Here is a 21,367-nt window from a genome sequence, read left to right as displayed (position 1 = left end):
TAGTAATATGTCTAAACACCAAACCCTGCCGTTAAGCAGGGTTTTGTCTATTATCTAAGATCTATTATCTGGTGGTCTTCTCTTAAAAATCCGGCCTTTTGCGCGATTGCTTTTTATCGGCCTGGCGGCGTTTGCCTTCTATACGCTTTTTAATTACCGATCGTGGTATGCGTGTAGGCTTTCTGGGTTTATCTACCTTTAAGGCAGCCTCTATAACCTGAAAGAACCGTTTGGTAACAATATCTTTGTTTCGTATCTGGCTACGGTCTTCGTCGCACTGCAAAATAAGCACCTTATCATCGGTAAGGCGGCTGGCAAGGCGTGTTTCTATAAGTGCTTTTTCTTCTTCTGAAAGATATTGCGACTGCGCCACATTAAAACTAAGCACCACTTTGCTGGATACCTTATTTACATTCTGGCCACCTGCACCACTACTCCTAACCGCTTTATAACCAAGCTCTGTAACTATCTTTTGTGTATCCACAATTTAAATTAAAATATTATACCGGTTTTTGGTGCGCCGCCTTAAGCAGGTCGTTTACCGTTTTAACCGGGTTAAAGGTTTTAAGCGGCACCTCTACAAACACGGTTATCCAACCGGCCATAGCACCATTCCATAAACCGGGAAGCTCGTACGATTTTACGTCTTTACCCATCCTGTTCTTGTATACAATAAAGCCCGTATTAGGGTCTACATATTGTGTTAGGTTAAACTTTTTGCCCTTATAGTCTTTAAGGCCACACACTAAATCTACCGGGTTAAAATGGGTAGACTGAGAGAATATATGGTTCTGTATTTTATTATCAAGGTCTATTTGAGAGCTTTCTACAATTTGTAACGATACCCTGCCCCTTTTGCCTTTTACCCAAAACGGGCCACCACCGGGCTCGCCTTCGTTCTTAACCATTCCGCAAATGCGAATTGGCCTGTCCAGGCACTCCGTAAGGTACAAAAACTTGTTCTCAAGGGTAAATTTATCAAAATCGGGAGATATATCCAGCGAAAGTTTTTTAGACGCAAACTCTACAATTTCGTCTAACTCCTCTTCGCTTAATTCCCTTTTTTCTATACGCTCTAAGTAATCAAATATAGTTTGCTGAAGCTTTACCAACATGCCACCCAGTGCCTTTTTGTAAAGCGAAATGGTATCCATCTTGGTATGCCTAACGTTATCTATGTTTTTAACAAACACAATATCGGCATCCAGGCGGTTAAGGTTTTCTATAAGCGCACCGTGGCCTCCGGGCCTAAAAAGCAGGTTGCCTTTTTCGTCCCTAAAAGGGTTATTGGCCATATCTACCGCAAGAGTGTCGGTTTCTTTATGCTGATAAGTAAAGTTAAAACTGATCTTTATACCCGACTCTTCTTCTACCCTGGCCCTAACTTCGTTTATAGAATCCAGGAAACCGTTCAGGTGATTTTCGGATATAGTAAAATGCACATGCGTTTGCCCCTGCGAACCCGCATAAGCCACACTCTCTCTTAAATGTTCGTAAACCGGCGTAGCAGTAAGATTGCCATAGCAATGAAACGGCAATATACCTTTTGGCTTATTAGCGTAATCAAAAAGATCCTCGCTAATCATGGTTTTTATAAAGCTGTAGTTACGGGCATCTTCGCGAACATTCTCGTCATCCGCCTCCGGGTACACCACATGCTTTTCGGCCTCAGCCGCAATTTCTTTATAGAAAGGAAACTTTTCTAAACCTAATAAAAACACCTCCAGCGAGTTGTCTTTTTTTCTGTTTATGTAACCGTTAATAGTTTCTTTTTTCGGATTGTAATCGGCAATAAAGTCATGCAGGAATTTAAACATCCTTGTGGCTGCGCCAGATGCGGGTACAAACTTTTTAAGCTTATACAAATCTTTTTTGCTATCAAAATACGCCGCACATTGTTGTGCCGTTTCTTTATCAAGCATAAAAACGCCATCGCTAATAACAGCAGGGCGCTCCAAGTTAATTTTATCAATACCGTTTTTAAAGATGTTTACCTGGCTGCCAATTTTTTCTAAGGTAATGTTGCGCTTGTAAATCTGCACAAAATCGGTAATAGAAAGGCCCAGTTCAAACGCTTTTTCAAGTTCAGATACTATATAAGATACTTTCTCATAAACATCATCATAACCTTCGGTAATGCGCAGGCGTGGGTTGCTGTTTAGGCGAAGCATTTCTGCCAGGTTGTTGGCATCCCTGTTTTCTTCGGGCGCAATAACAATAGCCATGTCAGACTGTTTTGGAGTATTTACCAAACCAATGTCTTTAGCTTTAAAATTAAGGCGGCGGTTATTTTTTTCTTCGGCAAAAGGCTGCTGATTAAGCAATGCCGCAGTGGTTTTGCTATCAAACTCTGCATAAATAGTTATATTTATTGTTGCAGTTTTTTGTCGTGTAAAGTTGTCTTCCATGCTAAGTAGCCATAAATGGCAATTACAGTTAAAAATAAGTTTAAAATACTTGTAAGCGTATAGCCCTTAAGGTAAAAAAGCGGTATGGCTATTATGTCTCCGGCTATTAAAAAAAGCCAGTTTTCCAGTTTCCGTTTTGCCAGTAGCCACGTGCCCACAAAAAGAAGACCGGTCATTACCGTATCTACGTATGCCCACCAAATAGTAAACATATTAAAGTACATGTAAATACACGACACAAATATAATAGAAACAACAAAGATTATAATGCATATTTTGTAATCTAAATGCGAAATAGTTGTTATTTTTAAGAATTCCTTAACATTTCGATGCCTTCCCCACAAAATCCACCCATAAATACTCATATAAAAATAGTACATATTAATAAGTAAATCGCCATAAAGTTGCCAGTCTAACAGCAGGTAAATGTAAATAATTGTGCTTGCCAGCCCGGTAGGATATAGCAGTATATTGTTCTTTTTAGAGTAAATAACACTTGTAATACCCAATATAACAGCAGTAAATTCGAGTATTTTTTGGGTAAGCGTGTACGTGCTGTACTGGCTAAACAATGTATTGCTCAAAAAATCGTAAATATCGTGCATCAGGTCTTGTTAAAAATTCTTGTTACCAAGGCAGTACACCAGTATAAAATCTTCTATTTCTTCAAAATAAAAAGGATATTGCGCATCTATTTCCTCAAACTTAACGGCAGCCATTCCAGTGGCATCGGCTGCCTTAAACGGGTACACCTCTATGTTTTGCTTAAAGCTAAGCCCGCTGCGCGATATCATTTTATAAACCGCCTCTTTAACCCCCCATACCACAATAAGCATCTTGGTATAATCGGCCAGGTGGGTAGGGTCTAAATAGGCAAATTCCGGCTCAATAAACTTATCGGCAATGGTAATAACCTTTTCGCGCTGCATTTCCATATCAATGCCAATTTCCTGGTTGCTAATAATTATAGCCGAAAAGGTATACGAATGCGTTATCGATATGTGCTTGCCATCTTTAAGGTGCGGTTTGCCATCGGCATCGTAAAACAGGTCAAAATCAGAATACCCTACCAGCTGCATAAGCATCCTAACCCCCAAAAAGGCTTTGCGGTGCGACTCAGATTTCATTTTGCTCATTTTAAGCACGCACACATCCTTAAGGCGCACAGCCTCAGACAGCTCTTCCATGCTTTCGGTATTTTTCCATACCAGCAATTGGGTGTCGTTATTTATTTTAACAGATTTATATAAAGGCATTTATTACGGTTAAAAGGGCTTTGATTAAAAACCAATTCATTAAATTTGCAGAAATTTTTCGCTAATACAAATATACAATATTCATGAGTACTACAACGCTGCCTTTTGTGGCCTATAAAGTTAAAGATATTTCGCTTGCGGAATGGGGACGTAAAGAAATTGAACTTGCCGAAGCCGAAATGCCCGGACTTATGGCACTACGCGCTGAGTATGGTGCACAACAACCGCTTAAAGGCGCGCGTATTGCAGGCTGCCTGCACATGACCATACAAACTGCTGTGCTTATAGAAACCCTTGTTGCCCTTGGCGCAGAGGTTACATGGAGCTCTTGTAATATATTTTCTACGCAAGACCACGCTGCTGCTGCTATTGCTGCTGCCGGTATACAGGTTTATGCATGGAAAGGCCTTGACGAGGAGTCTTTTGACTGGTGTATTGAACAAACATTGTTTTTTGGCGAAGACCGCAAACCGCTTAACATGATACTGGATGATGGTGGCGATTTAACCAACATGGTGTTTGACCGTTTCCCGGAGCTTGTTGCCGATATTAAAGGTTTGAGCGAAGAAACTACTACTGGCGTACACCGCCTTTACGAAAGGATGAAAAACGGAACCCTGCTTGTTCCTGCAATTAACGTTAACGATAGTGTTACCAAATCTAAATTTGATAACAAATACGGCTGTAAAGAAAGTGCTGTAGATGCGGTTCGCCGTGCTACCGACCTGATGCTTGCCGGTAAACGTGTTATTGTTTGCGGATATGGCGATGTGGGTAAAGGTACTGCTGCTTCTTTTAGAGGTGCTGGATCTATTGTTACGGTTACCGAAATTGACCCAATTTGTGCCCTGCAGGCTGCAATGGACGGTTTTGAAGTTAAAAAACTGGATACCGTTATTGCTAACGCCGATATTATTATTACTACTACAGGTAATAAAGATATTGTTGTAGGCCGCCACTTTGAGCAAATGAAAGACAAAACTGTTGTTTGCAACATTGGCCACTTTGATAACGAGATTGATATGGCATGGTTAAATAAAAATCACGGTGCCTCTAAAATAGAAATCAAACCTCAGGTTGATAAATATACTATTGCCGGTAAAGACATTTTAATTCTTGCCGAAGGCCGCCTTGTTAACCTTGGTTGCGCTACCGGCCACCCAAGTTTTGTTATGAGTAACTCGTTTACTAACCAAACACTTGCACAATTAGAGCTTTGGGCTAACAGCGCAAACTACAATAACGAAGTTTACATGCTGCCTAAGCACCTTGACGAGAAAGTAGCATCACTTCACCTTGCTAAGCTGGGTGTAGAACTTGAAACACTTAACAACGAGCAGGCTGCTTACATTGGCGTTGCTGTAGAAGGTCCGTATAAACCAGAGTACTACCGTTACTAATATTGAGATTTTAGATATCAGATTTTAGATTTTTTGAGATTTTGAATTTGAAAATTATATGCAAACCCTCATGATTTATCGTGGGGGTTTTGTTTTTTTGAGAAAAGACCTATAATTTTGTTATGCCTGCATACGTTTACTATTAAAACAAAAAAGCACTTTATGTATTTTTTATCGCGCGAACTTTATTTCCCTCCCCTACGCCATGCTTCGCCCGAAGGTATTGTGGCCATTGGGGGCGATTTATCGCCAGAGCGATTAATGCTGGCGTACAGGAGTGGTATTTTTCCGTGGTTTGAAGATGATGAACCCATACTATGGTGGAGTCCGCCGGAGCGTATGGTATTGCTGTTTACAGAGCTTAAGGTTTCTAAAAGCATGCGCAACATTTTAAACCGCAACATGTTTACCGTTACGTTTAATACGGCTTTTGCCGATGTTATTGCCAACTGCCGCGATATTAAGCGCGAAGGCCAGCCAGGCACCTGGATTACTAACGATATGACCCGTGCTTACTGCAAACTGCACGAACTGGGGCATGCAAAATCAGTCGAGGTATGGATGGACGGCCAGCTTGTGGGCGGACTGTATGGTATAGACCTGGGCCATATTTTTTGCGGCGAAAGCATGTTTTCTAAAGTGCCCAATGCCAGTAAAGTGGCTTTTATTGCCCTTGCCAAAAAACTGGAAGAAGAAAATTACCGCCTGCTCGACTGCCAGGTACACAACAGCCACCTGGAAAGCCTTGGTGCCCGAGAAATTTTTAGGGAAGATTTTTTAGAGATACTTACGAGTTAATTACTTTAAGCAGTACATTAGTTGCTTATAACAAGCTACAACACAATGCCAAAAACCCTTACCCAAAAAGCTTTGCTTACCCTTATTGCCGAGGTGGTACTGTTTATAGCGCCATTATTAATTCAGAAGCATATAGAATCAGATGATGCTTTGTATTATTATTATATTGCGTGGATCGCATTATCAATAGCTATAAACCTCGCACTGATTATAATATTGATTGTAAATAAACCTAAGAATTTTTTACGCTACATACCCGTTTTATTATTGATGCCTATCTTACCTTTTGCCATATTTATTTTTTTAATCTCTGGCAGAGTGTGTTAGCAAAAAAACCTACCCAAAAAATCACTATACTCTTAATTACAGAGGCAGTGCTATTTATATTACCATGGCTATTGGTACTAATTATTGGGCAACGAAGCTTTATATTGTATTATTATATAGTGTGGTTTATACTTGTGGTGCTTATAAATTTGGCAGTACTTATACTACTTCTTGTAAATAGGCCAACAAATTTTGAACATTGCATACCGTTCCTGTTACTCATGCCCATTTTGCCTTTTATAATGTTTTACTACCTTATGTACAATGTGAAGATGTGCTAAAATAAAAAACTGCCCTGATCATTAGGACGGTTCTCACCATTATAAAGAACTGTAAACTTTAATTTAAAACTGTTTGCGGTATTCTACCGGGCTTAGGCCTGTTTCTTTTTTAGAGTCGAAAAAAGTAAGGCGCGTTTGCAAAGCAAGTGTCGACAGGTAAAGGTTCGTAAATTCGTGGCTAAATCCCGCCTCCAAAATTTTATGATTTGCTTTACATAACCCAAAGCCCTATTTTATAACTTTATGTGGTTTACTTAAACTACACAGCGTTATGAAACAACTTTTACTTCTTACCACCTTATTTTTTAGCGGCATACTAATTGCACAAAATGTTGATTTTTTAGCTTCGCTTAAAAGTTTAAAGAGTGCCGATGAGGCCCGCGCCGTAGCCGACAGTCTGGCAATGCAGCTTAAGGGCAAATATGTGCATTACAAAACCAAGGAGTTCGACCACGGTTACCTTCGCATTGTATTTACACCCGAGGGCATGCCCGAAGCCGAGATTAAAGCACAACACGACTACGATGGCAGCTTTGTAGCCGACTTTGTGGTTACTAAAGATGCCAACGGTAAAACCTATACTTTTGATAAGGCTAAGGCCAGATATGAGGCTTTATTCCCCGTCTGGAAACACTGGTTTAAACCCGATGCCAAACCCGACAATAAAACACAGCGCATTAGCAATGCCGAAAAGGGTATTAATTATGGTTTTGCCAGCAGGGATGGTGTTTGGGTTATTAGTAGGTAAAAATATTTAAACAATACTAATAAAGAGTATTTAACCTCACACCTTGTGGTTCTTCAACCTCAATCCATTTTTGATTAAATCTAAGTTCTGACAAGGCAACATAAAGACTTTTCAACGCATAATTTCCCCTACAACCATAGTCCTCAATTTCTTTAACCTTACCGTTATTATAAGTTATAACAAGCGTAGCAGTTGGCGCATCGGTATAAGACACGAAATACAAATCATTTAGCGATGGAAAATCAATGTAATTAAGAAAATTCATGATTTTTGTTAAGTCCTGCTTTTCAATTTTACTCCCAAAGGCACATTTTTCTGGTATTACACTAACACCATTAGTATTAAAATGATCCGCAAGTAGAACGCTCGAGCCATCCTTATTCAAAGTAATTTCAAAAATAGGGCAACTACCAAAACACGGCCCTTTTGTAAATTGTATTTTCTCAATGTCATAATGCTCTGCTTGTGCAGTAACTTCTGAAAAACCTAAAGAAACCCATTTTAAACAAGTAACAGAATCTCGCAGTTCCATCCTCTCTGCATCAGTTATTGCAGCATGCATCTCAATAAAACTTCCGCTTTTATTATGCTCTATAACCGGCAACACACCTGATCTTCCTTCAAACTCAAAGGATTTAGCTGGCTGATCTCCAAAATTCATAAACACATAAGAATACGGCAACCATCCTTTCTCAACAGATGCAGGCCATCCTTCCCAACTTCCTATTATCAAAATATCAGTGTACCCATTATTATCAAAATCAGCTTTAAAATAGTTTTTATCAATCCTATACTTAGCTACTGCTCTCTTCAAAAATCTATCCTCTAATTTACTTCCCGGATTACCTATTTTATCGATTAGGGGCAATTTAAACTTTCTAAAATTAGTATCTAATTGTATGATATAGTGCAACACCTCGGTATTACTATTAATGCTATCTACTACAGTAAGCATTTTTTCGTGAAGTTTAAATTTCGGTATTTGATTTTTATACTGATGCTGTTTTTCTACATCTTCACACGAAAAAAATAATAAAGCACTAATCAACAATAGTATGTATCGCATAGTATGACAATTATCTAATTACAAGTATAACTAAATTCTACCGAAATTTATTACAAATTGCCGTAAACAAAAAAACCGCCCTTACATCAGCAGGGGCGGTTTAGTGTTATTCTGCGATAGCGTTTCCTTTGCTATCAAAAAAGTGGTATTCTAAATACGTGTAAGCGTCACGTGGTATAACTTTAATCCATTTTTTGTGCTCTAAATACCATTTAGTGCGTATGGATGGGAAACCTTTGGTAAGGTATGCGGCTACAAAAGGGTGTGCATTAAGCACTACTTTTTTGTGGCCTTTTAATCGTTCAAGGTCGGCAGTTATGCGGTCAATAACTAAAATTGGGGCCTCGATCTCGGCATTTTCGTTGTTTGGATCTTCTTCCCTGGTTTTAATATTAACCTCTGGCCTTACCCGTTGCCGCGTAATCTGGACTAAGCCAAACTTACTCGGAGGCAGGATCTTGTGTTTTGCTTTATCGTCGCTCATTTCTTCTCGTAAAAAGTCAAAGAGCTTTTTTCTATTGTCGGGGTTAGACATGTCTATAAAATCCACAACAATAATCCCTCCCATATCCCTTAATCGCAGCTGGCGCGCAATCTCTGCGGCAGCTATAAGGTTTACTTCAAGGGCGGTATCTTCCTGGCTAAGGGCTTTATTAGAGCGGTTGCCACTGTTAACGTCTATAACGTGCAGTGCCTCTGTGTGCTCTATAATTAAATAGGCGCCTTTGCTCATAGAAACCGTTTTGCCAAAGGAGGTTTTAATTTGCCTTTCTATGTTGTATTTTTCAAATAAAGGCAGTTCCTTACTTTGGTAGTGTTTCACGATATTCGCTTTTTGGGGAGCTATCTCCTGCAGATAGTCCTTGGTTGCGTAAAAAAGGTCTTCGTCATCTACATAAATCCCGGTAAATGTGTCATTAAACACATCTCGAAGGATAGATGATACCTTGTTTACTTCGCCCAGCACTTTGCTTGGGTGGTGGGCACTGGGTATTCTCTTGCACATTGCTGTCCATTTGTCCAGCAAATTCTGAAGGTCTTTATCCAGCTCTGCTACTTTTTTCCCTTCGGCCACCGTTCTCACGATAACGCCAAAACCTTTAGGCCTTATAGATTGTACAAGGCGTTTAAGGCGGTCTTTTTCTTCTTTAGATTCTATTTTTTGAGAAATAGAGATCCTGTCAGAAAAAGGCACCAGCACCACATAACGGCCGGCTAAAGAAAGCTCTGAGCTTATTCTTGGGCCTTTGGTACTAATGGGCTCTTTAACTACCTGAACAAGAATAGACTGGTTAGAGCTAAGCGCATCGGCAATGGCTCCGTCTTTATCTATTTCTTTATCAAAAGGAAAGTTTTTAAGGGTGTAGTCTTTTAATTTACCTGCGCTTACAAGTTTAATGAATTTCATCATCGAAGGGAGGTTGGGGCCCAGGTCGTGGTAATGTAAAAAGGCATCTTTTTCAAAGCCTACATTTACAAAAGCAGCATTTAAGCCTGCCACGGGTTTACGAATTTTGGCAATAAAAATATCGCCTACCGCAAACTGGTTCTTGTCTTCCTTTTCTTTGTGTAATTCAATTAGTTTTCCATCTTTTAATAAGGCAAAATCTACGGCTTCAGAACCAGATCGAATAATTAATTCTTTGTTCACACTGTACATTTTTATCCGCAATTTGGTTATCGGTTGCTGGTTATTGGTTGTTGGAAGCTTCCAACAACTATCAACTGTCAACCATCAACCGTTTAGCAGATGGATTAAACAATAATTTACAGGTATTGTTGTACCCGGAGAGAGCAGTTGGCAGGCTCAGTTTTCAGGAGGCAGTGCCAACCTGAAATCTAAGATCTAAAATCTGCAATCTTTCTTTCAATGAACTTAATTTTTAGACTTTTAGATAAAAGATAATAAACCTGAAACTTTACAAACAGTCTGTTAATTTATTATCTTTTGTCTTTCAGTCTTTTTAAACTTTTTTCCTAAAAAAAGAAAAAAGTAGTTTGCACTACTTTTTCTTTTTGTGACGGTTAGCTCTCGCTCTCTTTTTACGTTTGTGAGTAGCTACCTTATGTCTCTTTCTTTTTTTACCACTTGGCATAACATGTAAAGGGTTTGGTGGTTAATAATTAATTAGTTTGCTTTTACTTCGGTGTTGGTTTTAACACCGTCAACAAATATTTTTGCTGGCTTAAATGCCGGAATGTTGTGTGCAGGTATTTTAATAGTGGTATTTTTGGAAATATTTCTTCCAGTTTTTTCAGCACGTGTTTTAATGATAAAACTTCCGAAACCTCTTAGGTATACGTTATCTCCGGTTTCAAGTGATGTCTTTACTTCTTCCATAAAAGACTCAACTGTTGCTTGTACATCTCCTTTTTCTAGTCCAAGTTTCTCCGAAATTTTCGCTACGATGTCTGCTTTCGTCATTTTCTTTCTAAATTTATTATTGTGTGTATTTTTTTTGAGTGCGCAAATATAAGAATTAAAAAAACAATAATTCAAGGTTAATGCATTAAAATTTAATAACATAAACTTTTACTTTTGCAAACCCTACAATAATCATGGAGTTTTCTAAGTCTTTAATAAATTGGTATTTACATAATAAACGCGATTTGCCGTGGCGCAAAACACCGCAGCCCTACCCCGTATGGCTGTCGGAAATTATGTTGCAGCAAACGCGTGTAGCACAGGGTTTGCCGTACTTTTTAAAGTTTATAGATGCTTTTCCAACGGTGCACGATATGGCCGCCGCACCCGAAGAGCAGGTGCTAAAACTGTGGCAGGGCCTTGGCTATTACAGCCGCGCCCGCAACCTGCACGCCACAGCAAAACAGGTGGCGTTTGATATGGGTGGAAATTTTCCCGACTCGTATTCCGGACTGCTACAGCTTAAAGGCGTGGGCGATTATACCGCTGCCGCCATTGCCTCTATTAGTTATGGCGAAGCCGTGCCCGTGGTAGACGGAAACGTTTACAGGGTGCTCTCTCGCGTTTTTGGCGTAGAGACTGATATATCTTCATCTGGAGCTAAAAAAGAGTTTACAGCCCTTGCAGCGTCGCTTATGCCGCATAAACAGGCATCTGCCTTTAACCAGGCCATGATGGAGTTTGGCGCTTTGCAGTGCGTACCTAAAAATCCTGACTGTAGTATTTGCATTTTTAACCGCGATTGCGTGGCTTTTTTAACCGGAAAGGTCAGCCAGCTGCCCGTTAAACTTAAGAAAACAAAGGTTACCAATAAATTTTTTAATTACTTAATAGTAAAAGACCCTAACAGCAACACCATTATTAACCGCCGTGGCGATAAGGGTATATGGTTTGGATTGTATGAATTTCCGCTTTTGGAGACCGAAAGTTTAACCTCTACAGAAGAGACCATTGCCTTAATAAAAGCCTTTGCCCCGCTCGGATTTACGCCAAAAGGCATACAATTACTGCACCCAAACGTTATTATACACAAGCTCTCGCACCAAAAACTGCACATTAGATTTTGGGAAGTAACTTCTGACGCCGAATTGCCCGAATCTATTGATATTGAGCAGGTAAAAACATATCCGTTTCCTATCGTCATTCATAATTTTATAGAGAACAATTGGGATTGATGATTAATTTTATTACATTTGGTTAACACTAAAACAAAGCAATGAACGGTACGTTAAACAAAGTGATGCTTATTGGGCATCTGGGCGACGAAGTAAAGATCCACTATTTTGAGGGTGGCAATTGCATTGGCCGGTTTCCGTTGGCTACTAACGAAATTTACATTAACAAGCAAACCAACGAAAAGATAACATCTACAGAGTGGCATAACCTTGTTGTGCGCAATAAAGCTGCCGAAATTTGTGAGAAATACCTTAGCAAAGGAGACAAGATTTATATAGAAGGCCGCATAAAATCGCGCCAGTGGCAGGGCGAAGATGGCACCACTAAATACACTACCGAAATTCAGGTTACAGAGTTTACCTTTCTAACAACTAAGAAAGAACTCGACAATAATAACAGGCAGCCGGTGGCTGCGGGTAGCGAGCCTGCCAAAACACCGGCGTATGATGTACCAAGCGTGCCGGCCCCGGAAGACGACCTGCCGTTTTGATTGTTTAACTAACACCCCCTATTTTGGACCCCGGCCCCACGAGCATATTTTCTATAGATTATAACCTTGTAATAGGTTTTACAGCCATTGTTGTGCTGCTTTTTTGTTCTGCTTTTATATCGGGTACAGAGGTGGCACTTTTTAGCCTCAATAAAGACGACCTCGATAAAATAAATAGCAAAGACAACAAAAAAGGCAGCCTTATAGCCACCCTGCTCGAAAAGCCTAAAAAGCTTTTAGCCACTATTGTTATTACCAACACCTTTATAAACATAGGCATCATCATACTGTTTTTCCGTATGAATGCGTTTTCGGCCATACCCTTCCTTAGCCTGCGCTTTGGGGTAGAAGTTGCCATTATTACCCTGCTTATCTTACTGTTTGGCGAAGTGCTGCCCAAAGTATACGCCGGCCGAAACAGCCGCCGCTTTGCTAAAAAAATTGCGTGGCCGCTGTTTGTGCTTAACAAATTACTGTCGCCGCTTAGTGTGCCCATGCGCGAGGTATCGTTATGGCTGCATAAAAAATTTGGCAACCAAAAATCAGAATTTTCCATAGACCGTTTATCACAGGCGCTGGAGCTAACCGATTATGGCGACGCCACTGCCGAAGAGCAAAAAATACTACAAGGCATTGTAAGCTTTGGCAATACCGATGCACGGCAGGTTATGAGTCCGCGTATCGACATTTTTGCATTGGACATAGAGGAGCCTTTTAGCAAAATAATGCCCAAAATTGTAGATACCGGCTTTTCGCGCATACCCGTATACCGCGATAACATTGACAAAATAGAAGGCGTTTTGTTTATAAAAGACCTGATACCCCACATAGACAACGATAATTTTGAATGGCAGTCTATTTTACGTGAACCATTTTTTGTACCCGAAAATAAAAAGCTGGACAACCTGCTTAAAGAATTTCAGGAAATGAAAAACCATCTTGCCATAGTGGTAGACGAATACGGCGGTACATCGGGCATTATATCGTTAGAAGATATACTGGAAGAAATTGTGGGCGATATTAGCGATGAGTTTGATGATGAAGATATTATTTATTCGAAGCTGGACGACCGCAATTACCTTTTTGATGGTAAGATAAGCCTGAAGGATTTTTACCGTATTACCGATGTTACTGAGGATGTTTTTGAGGCTGCCAAAGGTGAAGCCGAAACCCTGGCAGGCTTTCTGTTGGAGATAACCGGCAATTTTCCTAAAAAAGCGCAAAAAATTACCTTTAATGGCAATATCTTTACCGTCGAATCTGTTGATAGGAGAAGGATAAAACAAATTAAGGTTACGCTTGCATGAAAATGATCAATAAAATAATGGGGTTAGGGCTTTTAGGGTTAACAGGCATATTGTTTACAGCCTGTAAAGATGATGCCGTGCCTAAGCCGCAGGCTTACTTAAACCTGGAATATCCAATGGGTACCTACAAACCTTTCGAGGCCAATTGCCCTTACACTTTTGGTTACAACTCACTGGCTACGGTTAAAGATAAAGGCAACTGCAGCTTTACTATAGAGTACCCTAAAATGAAGGCTACCATTTACCTTACTTACAAACCGGTAAACAATAATTTAGAGTCGCTTTTACGCGATGCGGAGGAGCTAACTTACAAGCACACCATAAAGGCCGATGCTATAGAAACCCAGCCGTACCTTAACCGCGACAAAAAGGTTTACGGCATGTTCTCTCAGGTGGGTGGCGATGCTGCTACCAATGCCCAATTTTATGTAACCGATAGTACCCGCCACTTTTTAACGGCCTCTATGTACTTTTATGCCAAACCCAATTTCGATTCGGTTATGCCGGCAGCTGCCTACATAAAAGAAGACATGCAAAATATTATGGAAACCCTGAAGTGGAAATAGTTTTTTTGAATTACGAATTTCAAATTACGATTCCAGTTTGCCACGAATTTCACGAATTACACTAATTTCAAAAAATTAATTTGTGGAAATTAGTGTAATTCGTGGCAAAAATATGTTTGAAATTTGAAATTACTCTATGTTTTCTGCGTTTTCAAGCAGCAGCGTTATTTCTTCCATAGTGCTGTGGCCTTTATCCTGCAGGTACCATTTTTGCAAATCGGTTTTAACCTGTTGGTCTATTACACCAAATTGTTCTTTATAATCCCTTATAAGCTGCGCACCACCCTGTGGCCTTGGGCCCCAGCTTGCGCGGGCATTTAAAGCATCATCCAACAATACCATTTTAGGTATAGAGCGCGCACCGTTAGTTAGGTAAGCATCCATGAGTTCGGCGTTCTCATCGCGCAAAACAATCTCTATGCTAAGTTTATCGCTCGCCTCGGCCATTTTATTTATAATAGGCAATATCTGGGCAGCATCGCCACACCATCCTTCAGATATTACTAAAAGCGTATGCTCCTTTTTAAGGTTGGCAAGGCGGTTTTTAATATCCTCAGGCAGCTTAATGGTTTTGTCAAGGCGGTTCATACGCACCTCGTTAAGGGTGGTATAATGTGTAAGGTCTTCGCTTTGGGTGGCACCTGTAGAGAGCCCATCCATAAGCAATTGCATTACATGGTTTCTATACTCGGTATAAGAAAAGCCGTTTTTAAGGCTTTTTTCAATTAACGATTCATCTGTTATCATAACTGCAAAATTTAATGCAAAAATACTTCTATTTTTAGTACATCAAAAAAAAGGCCATTCAATAAAAAACTGTAATTTAGTCAGGAAATCACATCCTAATGAAATTTGACGGAAACACCATTGGCATCATCCTCTCGGGGGGCGGCACCAAAGGCATAGCCCACGCGGGCGTTTTAAAATTTTTTGATGAGATAGGCATCCGCCCTTCTCACATTGCCGGAACCAGTTCAGGCGCCATTGTGTCAGCACTTTACGCCTGGGGCAAGCAACCCGAAGAAATACTGGAATTTTTTAAGTCCATTTACTTTTTCCACTGGCGGCATTTTACCTTCCGTAAGCCCGGTTTTATCGATTCGGTAGCCTTTAAAGACTATTTCGACGGTATTTTTAAAGAAGCCACACTGGGCGACCTACCCTATAAAATGCACCTTACCGCAACCGACTTAGTATCGGGCAAGCTAAAAATATTTGGGTCGGAGACCAAAGTTGCCGATGCCGTACTGGCCTCGTCGGCATTTCCGGGTATTATCTCGCCTTACGAGATAGACGGCCGCCTGTATAGCGATGGCGGTATCATTAACCACTTTCCTACCGATATTTTACAGGGTCGCTGCGATACGCTTATTGGCGTGTATGTTAGCCCCATACAAAAAATTGATAAAGAAGACCTTACTTCTATCAAGTCAGTTACCACCCGTGCTTACGATTTGCTTTCGGCCAACAGCAACATGCAGAAGTTTACACTGTGCGATTGGGTTATAAGCCCCGATGAGCTGGCACTGTTTAGTACTTTTGAGACCAATAAGGCCAAGATGGACGAGATTTTCCAGATTGGATATGAGTCGGCTAAAAAGTCGTACCAGGACTTAATAGTTTAGTTATGCACAGGTATAAAATTGTGCTTTTAGCAAAAACAATTATTACTATATTTGCACCACAAAAATAACCCTATGAAATACAATAGAATCCTGTTAAAGCTAAGCGGAGAAGCTCTTATGGGCGAAAGGCAGTATGGTATTGACCCACAAAGGCTTGCCGAATATGCCCAGGAAATTAAACAAATACACGATAAAGGCGTACAAATAGCTATTGTTATTGGCGGCGGAAACATCTTTAGGGGGTTAGCCGGGGCCAGTAACGGTATGGATAGGGTTCAGGGAGATTACATGGGCATGCTGGCCACCGTTATTAACGGTATGGCTTTACAGGGCGCCCTGGAAGATGCCGGTATGCAAACACGCCTGCAAACTGCTTTAGAAATTAAAGCTATTGCAGAGCCTTATATTAAAAGAAAAGCCGTGCGCCACCTTGAAAAAGGCCGTATTGTAATATTTGGAGCCGGTACCGGTAACCCGTATTTTACTACAGATACCGCTGCTGTACTTAGGGGCGTAGAGGTAGAAGCCGATGTAATACTTAAAGGTACCCGCGTTGATGGTATTTATACTGCCGACCCGGAGAAAGACCTTACTGCCACTAAATATGATACCCTTACTTTTGAGGATGTGCTTAAAAAAGGCCTTAATGTAATGGATACTACTGCATTTACCCTTAGCCAGGAAAATGCATTGCCAATTATTGTTTTTGATATGAACAAACCGGGCAACCTTGTTAAGGTTTGCGAAGGCGAATTGGTTGGAACTACTGTAAACGTTTAATTTTTTATACCGTAAGAATTAAAAACTATGGAAGAGATTGAATTTATTTTAGATAGCACAAAAGAATCGATGGAAGGTTCTTTAACCCACTTAGAAAAAGAATTTTTAAACATTCGTGCCGGTAAGGCAAGCCCTGCTATGCTGGGTGGTGTTAAGGTAGATTACTACGGGTCGCAAACCCCAATAAGCCAGGTGGCTAACATTAACGTGCCCGACGCACGTACTATTACTGTTACCCCCTGGGAAAAAAACATGCTGCACCCTATAGAAAAAGCTATTATGATTGCTAACCTTGGGTTTAACCCAATGAACAATGGCGATAACATTATAATCAGCGTGCCTGCATTAACCGAAGAAAGAAGGCGCGACCTTGCCAAACAGGCAAAAGTAGAGGCCGAAGATGCTAAAATTGGTGTGCGCAGTGCCCGTAAGGATGCCAATACCGATATTAAGAAGCTGGAGAAAGACGGACTTTCTGAAGACGTTTGCAAAGGCGCCGAAGAAGAGGTACAGGAACTTACCAATGCTTACATTAGAAAGATAGACGAACTGCTTGCCCTTAAGGAAGCAGAGATCATGAAAGTATAAGTTAAGAAGAGTCTGCCACATGGCAGACTTTTTTTTGCTATCATAAATTCAAAGAAAAGTCGTTATCTTTACATATCAATAAATTTGCGCCATGGATATAGCTGTAACAAAACTGGAAATACTGGACTGGATAATGCATTTAAGAGATCAGGCTAAAGTAGAAAAAGTACTTGCTCTTAAGGCAGAAATGGAAAATGAAATTGTTGCTTACAATGCTGTTGGCGAACCTTTAAACATTAATGAATATAAAGCAAAAGCAGATAAAGGACTGAAAGACATAGAAGAAGGCCGGTACATGACTGACGACGAACTTTTTAACGACATGAAATCCTGGTAATGCCTTTAGAAAAACTTCTTATAAAATGGTCTGACGAAGCAATTGCGGATTTAAGGTCAATTTACTACAATTTGCTTGAGCGAAACTCAGAAGAGACTTCCTTAAAAATCAGAAGTGAAATTTTTTCTGCACCTAAACAGATAGTATTTCCCGAACAATTCCAAATTGACGAAATTTATAATAAATACCGACGGGTGATAATTAGAAATTATAAAGTTTTATACACTGCAGATGACAGGACAATTAAAATAGCAACCGTTATTAATTGCTATCAGGATTCTTCAAAAAAATAAATAACTCCCAGGTTTGAAGAAACTTATGAAAATCCTTACGTTTTTATTTTTATTGCTTTCTATCTCCGTTGGGGCGCAAACCGCTATTACGGTTACCGTTAAAGATGCCGAAAACAATACCGGCCTGCCTTTTGCAACCATAATATCGCAGGGTAAAAATTACATTACCGATGTTGATGGCAAACTGGTACTGGAGCAGCCATCGGCCACAATAACGGCTACGTATACCAGTTATACTCCCCAAAGCGTGACTATAACACCCGAAAGGCGGTTTTATACCATAAAGCTTGCTGCGCACTCTGAGGTTTTAAAAGAGCTTGTTATAAACGATAATAACCCCGCTAAAGAAATTATGGGCAGGGCCATACGCCGTAAGCCCATTACCAATCCGCAGCAAAAACTGGCCAGCTTTAGCTACAAGACGTACGACAGGCTTGTTGTTACTGCCAACCCCGATTCCATAAGCAGTAAACTTGATTCGGTTTTTGTGTATGAAGAAATTGGTAAACGACTGGCCAAGATAGATTCCAGCCGCTTTAAGTTTAAAAAACTGATTGACAAAAGGCACTTATACCAAACCGAAAAAGTATCTGAATATAAATTTAACCGCGACCAAGGCCTTAAAGAAGAGGTGCTTGCTACGCGCATGGCGGGTTTTAAGCAGCCACTTTATGAGTTTATAGGCCTAAAACTGCAATCGTATTCGGTGTATACCGATAAGATAGACCTGCTGGAAACTAAGTATGCCGGCCCAATGGCCGATGATGCCTTAACCGAATACAATTACAAAATACTGGATACCGTTAGCGTTAACAACCGGGATTCGTACATGATATATTTTAGCTCCAAAAACCGGATGAAGAAAAAGCTGAATGGTATTTTGTACATAGACACTACTACCTACGGCGTTTCTAAAGCTGTGTTCAGGGTTAAGAATGTTCTGGATATTACCTCTACCCATTTTTTTACGTACGAGGAAGATATGGGGCTTTGGTTTCCCGACCATAAAACGCTTAAAATTGTAAAAGGCAACAACAAGCAGGATATTAAAATTTTAGGCGAAACCATAAAATTTGATGCAGTAGAAAGCCAGGGCAACAACCGCGAAAAAGACCCGTCAGACTTTGTGTACCTGTATTCTGAATCGCAAAATTTTGAAAAGAAATTCAACATTCCTGTTACCATAAGGCGTACATCGGTAGCCATCGAAATAAAAGATGAGGCCATAAACCGCCCGGAGAGTTACTGGAACCAATTCCGCACTGATACGCTTGATTCCCGTAGTCTTACCACCTACATGGCTTTAGATAGTATTGTGGCCAAAGAAAACTGGGAGCAGCGCCTTTTACTGGGCAGGCGCATTATTAACGGATATGTGCCCATTGGCCCTATTGACCTTGACCTGCGCCAGATTGTAAAATACAACAACTACGAGGGCTTTAGGGTTGGAGTAGGCTTTGTAACTAACGATAAGCTGGCAGAAACCTTCCGTATAAGCACTTATGGGGCGTACGGCACTAAAGATGGCGAATTTAAATACAGCCTCGGCGGCGCAGTACGCTTGGGTAAATTTTCTAACTCATGGGTAGGCGGTTCGTATACCGATGATATCAGAGAGATTGGCAGTACCTCTTTTGCTACTGATAAGCGGGTGTTTAAAATTTACGACCCCCGCCCTATCAACATTTCTACCTTTTACAATTACCAGGCCTGGAATGGTTATGTAGAGACCAAGATAATACCCAAAACCGAGAGCATGTGGCAAATTACCCGCAGCCGCATAGACCCTAAATTTGAATACGTGTACGACCCATCGGGTAGTCACCCCTATTCGGTTTTCAACCTTACTATGGCATCGGTAGCCTTGCAGTGGAACCCGTTTAGCGATTATATGCAAACCCCGTCCGGACGGATTGAGGTCGAAAAACGCTTCCCTAAATTCGCGTTCCAGTACTCGCAGGCAGTATCGGGACTTTTGGGCGGCGATTTTAATTTCGGCAAGTTAGACTTTAGGGCAGAGTTTGAAAAAAAATACCTCAATGGGCAAAAAACCACGGCTTTGGTGCAAACCGGCCTTGCCATTGGCGATACGCCCCTTACTCATCTGTACAGTACATCGCCCAACAACCTGGACCGTAACGGCATACTTGCCCGTATTACTTTTGCCGGCAAGAACAGTTTTGAAACCATGTATTTTAATGAGTTCTTTTCCAGCCGCTACATGATGCTGCAGGTAAAACATGGCATTAACCGTTTTACCGTTTTTAGAGGTATTAAATTATCGCCTATGCTGGTTACCCGTTTTGCCATTGGCGGTATGGATAATAAAGACCATCATATAGGCCTTAACTATAAAACACTCGAAGACGGCTATTACGAAAGCGGCATCGAATTCAACGAAATTTATAAAGGCCTGGGGTTAACGGCATTTTACCGCTACGGGCCGTACCAGCTACCCCATTTCGACCGGAATTTATCTGTTAAAATATCGTATGTGCTTAATTTGTTTTAGGATATGCAGGATATATCACGTACAGGCTCATCCAACAATTCATCTCCCGAAGAAAAGAAAACCGAAGCCGCGCCTCATTATCAAACCGCAGATAAGTTATTGGCAAAAGAGTTAATTCAGCACTCTAAAAACAACCGTAAAGAGCCTACTAAAAGCGAAGCTTTGGTTTGGAATGCTTTGCGTAATAAAAATCTCGGATTAAAGTTCAGGAGGCAACATGCTATTGGCATCTATATTGCCGACTTTGTTTGCCTTGAAAAGCGATTGATCATAGAAATAGATGGTGGCTACCATAATACTAAAGACCAAATAGAATTAGATGAAGCCAGGACTTTAGCGTTGGAACAGAAATATTTGTTTAAAATAGTCCGATTTACTAACGAAGAAGTTACAAAAGATATAACAGCGGTTTGCTCTAAAATCAAAACTGTTTTAGCAGAGCGATTATCCTATAAGGATTCTTCATCTATATAGGCCTCACCCCCAACCCCTCTCCAAAGGAGAGGGGAGCGTGGAACGGAATATCTTACGCAAACAAATTGCAATCTTAAACAACATCTTATTAATGCGTTACCACCTTTAGCCCTATAATACTGGCAATAAGGGTAGCAAGAAAAAACAGTCGCCAAAAGTCTGACGGTTCTTTAAAAACCACAATACCCACTAACACGGTACCCACGGCGCCAACGCCCGTCCATACCGCATAGGCAGTGCCAATAGGCAGGGTTTGGGTAGCTTTGTAAAGCAGCACCATACTTATGGTAAGGCAGGCAAAAAAGCCACCCATCCAGTAGTTAGAAACCATGCCGGTTGTTTCTTTAGCCTTACCAAGGCAGGAGGCAAAGCCAACTTCAAACAATCCGGCAATAATAAGCAGTATCCAGTTCATGGTTATTTGTTTTTGCAAAGATAATATTTAAAGGCCAGTTACAAATTTGTGTAGTTGGTAGCCCTACTTTTTTGTGCTTTTTACTACATTTGCAG

At 40.6% G+C, this 21,367-nt stretch carries 24 protein-coding genes; 14 read left to right on the top strand and 10 right to left on the bottom strand.

The features are described from left to right. Positions 1-82 precede the first annotated feature (82 nt). The 4 genes from arfB to G509_RS0101770 are packed head-to-tail and all read right to left on the bottom strand — an operon-like array spanning position 83 to position 3,664. Positions 83-484 carry an alternative ribosome rescue aminoacyl-tRNA hydrolase ArfB gene (gene arfB / locus G509_RS0101785; RefSeq protein WP_026989961.1) on the bottom strand — a complete coding sequence of 134 codons (402 nt, stop codon included), beginning with the start codon at positions 482-484 and terminating at the stop codon, positions 83-85. Between the two features lie 16 nt (positions 485-500). Next, positions 501-2,408: a DUF4301 family protein gene (locus tag G509_RS0101780; protein WP_026989960.1), complete on the bottom strand. Its 1,908-nt coding sequence runs from the start codon at positions 2,406-2,408 to the stop codon at positions 501-503. After that, positions 2,369-3,013 carry a nicotinamide riboside transporter PnuC gene (gene pnuC / locus G509_RS0101775; RefSeq protein ID WP_026989959.1) on the bottom strand — a complete coding sequence of 215 codons (645 nt, stop codon included), beginning with the start codon at positions 3,011-3,013 and terminating at the stop codon, positions 2,369-2,371. Before pnuC ends, G509_RS0101780 begins: the two co-directional genes overlap by 40 nt. A gap of 9 nt (positions 3,014-3,022) precedes the next feature. Beyond that, positions 3,023-3,664, bottom strand: coding sequence for a 4'-phosphopantetheinyl transferase family protein (locus tag G509_RS0101770; protein ID WP_026989958.1), 642 nt, complete (start codon positions 3,662-3,664; stop codon positions 3,023-3,025). 83 nt (positions 3,665-3,747) lie between these two features. On the opposite strand from G509_RS0101770, the gene ahcY reads away from it, so the two are divergent. Together ahcY and aat are read left to right on the top strand one after the other, a co-directional pair. Further along, complete coding sequence (gene ahcY, locus G509_RS0101765; protein WP_026989957.1) at positions 3,748-5,064, top strand: adenosylhomocysteinase; 1,317 nt, start codon at positions 3,748-3,750, stop codon at positions 5,062-5,064. Between the two features lie 162 nt (positions 5,065-5,226). Continuing rightward, the gene (gene aat / locus G509_RS0101760) at positions 5,227-5,862 is read left to right on the top strand and encodes a leucyl/phenylalanyl-tRNA--protein transferase (RefSeq protein ID WP_026989956.1); all 636 of its coding nucleotides are present in this window, start codon (positions 5,227-5,229) and stop codon (positions 5,860-5,862) included. 671 nt (positions 5,863-6,533) lie between these two features. Here aat and G509_RS23805 read toward each other — a convergent pair. Beyond that, positions 6,534-6,665 carry a hypothetical protein gene (locus G509_RS23805; RefSeq protein ID WP_262486793.1) on the bottom strand — a complete coding sequence of 44 codons (132 nt, stop codon included), beginning with the start codon at positions 6,663-6,665 and terminating at the stop codon, positions 6,534-6,536. Between the two features lie 76 nt (positions 6,666-6,741). Here G509_RS23805 and G509_RS0101740 point away from each other — a divergent pair, with 76 nt between their 5' ends. After that, a complete protein-coding gene (locus tag G509_RS0101740) occupies positions 6,742-7,218 on the top strand; it encodes a hypothetical protein (RefSeq protein WP_026989953.1) in 477 nt (158 codons plus the stop codon). 16 nt (positions 7,219-7,234) lie between these two features. Here the strand turns inward: G509_RS0101740 and G509_RS0101735 are convergent, their stop codons facing one another. The 3 genes from G509_RS0101735 to G509_RS0101725 form a co-directional block, all read right to left on the bottom strand. Further along, positions 7,235-8,284 (bottom strand): DUF6438 domain-containing protein, encoded by a 1,050-nt coding sequence (locus G509_RS0101735; RefSeq protein WP_026989952.1) that lies wholly within the window; start codon positions 8,282-8,284, stop codon positions 7,235-7,237. Between the two features lie 106 nt (positions 8,285-8,390). After that, positions 8,391-9,944: an Rne/Rng family ribonuclease gene (locus G509_RS0101730; RefSeq protein WP_207382716.1), complete on the bottom strand. Its 1,554-nt coding sequence runs from the start codon at positions 9,942-9,944 to the stop codon at positions 8,391-8,393. Positions 9,945-10,412: 468 nt separating this feature from the next. Beyond that, entirely contained in the window at positions 10,413-10,709 is a 297-nt protein-coding gene (locus tag G509_RS0101725) for an HU family DNA-binding protein (protein ID WP_026989950.1), read from the bottom strand. Between the two features lie 134 nt (positions 10,710-10,843). On the opposite strand from G509_RS0101725, the gene mutY reads away from it, so the two are divergent. The 4 genes from mutY to gldD are packed head-to-tail and all read left to right on the top strand — an operon-like array spanning position 10,844 to position 14,248. After that, positions 10,844-11,884 (top strand): A/G-specific adenine glycosylase, encoded by a 1,041-nt coding sequence (gene mutY / locus G509_RS0101720; protein WP_026989949.1) that lies wholly within the window; start codon positions 10,844-10,846, stop codon positions 11,882-11,884. Between the two features lie 41 nt (positions 11,885-11,925). Next, complete coding sequence (locus tag G509_RS0101715) at positions 11,926-12,375, top strand: single-stranded DNA-binding protein (RefSeq protein WP_026989948.1); 450 nt, start codon at positions 11,926-11,928, stop codon at positions 12,373-12,375. A 23-nt stretch (positions 12,376-12,398) separates the two neighbouring features. Beyond that, positions 12,399-13,682, top strand: a complete 1,284-nt coding sequence (locus G509_RS0101710) for a gliding motility-associated protein GldE (protein ID WP_026989947.1) — start codon at positions 12,399-12,401, stop codon at positions 13,680-13,682. Positions 13,683-13,684: 2 nt separating this feature from the next. Further along, positions 13,685-14,248, top strand: coding sequence for a gliding motility lipoprotein GldD (gldD, locus tag G509_RS0101705; protein WP_026989946.1), 564 nt, complete (start codon positions 13,685-13,687; stop codon positions 14,246-14,248). A gap of 129 nt (positions 14,249-14,377) precedes the next feature. On the opposite strand, the gene G509_RS0101700 is transcribed toward gldD, so the two are convergent. Next, positions 14,378-14,995 carry a thioredoxin family protein gene (locus tag G509_RS0101700; RefSeq protein WP_026989945.1) on the bottom strand — a complete coding sequence of 206 codons (618 nt, stop codon included), beginning with the start codon at positions 14,993-14,995 and terminating at the stop codon, positions 14,378-14,380. A gap of 98 nt (positions 14,996-15,093) precedes the next feature. Between G509_RS0101700 and G509_RS0101695 the strand changes: the two genes are divergently transcribed. The 7 genes from G509_RS0101695 (at position 15,094) to G509_RS21270 (ending at position 20,857) form a co-directional block, all read left to right on the top strand. Next, positions 15,094-15,873: a patatin-like phospholipase family protein gene (locus G509_RS0101695; RefSeq protein ID WP_026989944.1), complete on the top strand. Its 780-nt coding sequence runs from the start codon at positions 15,094-15,096 to the stop codon at positions 15,871-15,873. Between the two features lie 72 nt (positions 15,874-15,945). Next, the gene (pyrH, locus tag G509_RS0101690; RefSeq protein ID WP_026989943.1) at positions 15,946-16,653 is read left to right on the top strand and encodes a UMP kinase; all 708 of its coding nucleotides are present in this window, start codon (positions 15,946-15,948) and stop codon (positions 16,651-16,653) included. A 27-nt stretch (positions 16,654-16,680) separates the two neighbouring features. Continuing rightward, positions 16,681-17,241, top strand: a complete 561-nt coding sequence (gene frr, locus G509_RS0101685; protein WP_026989942.1) for a ribosome recycling factor — start codon at positions 16,681-16,683, stop codon at positions 17,239-17,241. A 91-nt stretch (positions 17,242-17,332) separates the two neighbouring features. Next, complete coding sequence (locus G509_RS0101680) at positions 17,333-17,578, top strand: hypothetical protein (protein ID WP_026989941.1); 246 nt, start codon at positions 17,333-17,335, stop codon at positions 17,576-17,578. Further along, on the top strand, positions 17,578-17,871 hold the full coding sequence (locus G509_RS0101675; RefSeq protein WP_026989940.1) for a type II toxin-antitoxin system RelE/ParE family toxin: 294 nt from the start codon (positions 17,578-17,580) through the stop codon (positions 17,869-17,871). Before G509_RS0101680 ends, G509_RS0101675 begins: the two co-directional genes overlap by 1 nt. Positions 17,872-17,896: 25 nt before the next feature. Beyond that, positions 17,897-20,383 carry a DUF5686 family protein gene (locus G509_RS0101670; protein WP_026989939.1) on the top strand — a complete coding sequence of 829 codons (2,487 nt, stop codon included), beginning with the start codon at positions 17,897-17,899 and terminating at the stop codon, positions 20,381-20,383. Between the two features lie 3 nt (positions 20,384-20,386). Beyond that, entirely contained in the window at positions 20,387-20,857 is a 471-nt protein-coding gene (locus G509_RS21270) for an endonuclease domain-containing protein (RefSeq protein ID WP_051199889.1), read from the top strand. An 88-nt stretch (positions 20,858-20,945) separates the two neighbouring features. Here G509_RS21270 and G509_RS0101660 read toward each other — a convergent pair whose 3' ends face one another. Further along, on the bottom strand, positions 20,946-21,272 hold the full coding sequence (locus G509_RS0101660) for a DMT family transporter (RefSeq protein WP_026989938.1): 327 nt from the start codon (positions 21,270-21,272) through the stop codon (positions 20,946-20,948). Between the last annotated feature and the right edge of the window lie 95 nt (positions 21,273-21,367).

Source organism: Flavobacterium subsaxonicum WB 4.1-42 = DSM 21790 (assembly GCF_000422725.1).
Lineage (GTDB): Bacteria > Bacteroidota > Bacteroidia > Flavobacteriales > Flavobacteriaceae > Flavobacterium > Flavobacterium subsaxonicum.
This window is presented reverse-complemented; position numbering and strand designations above follow the sequence as displayed.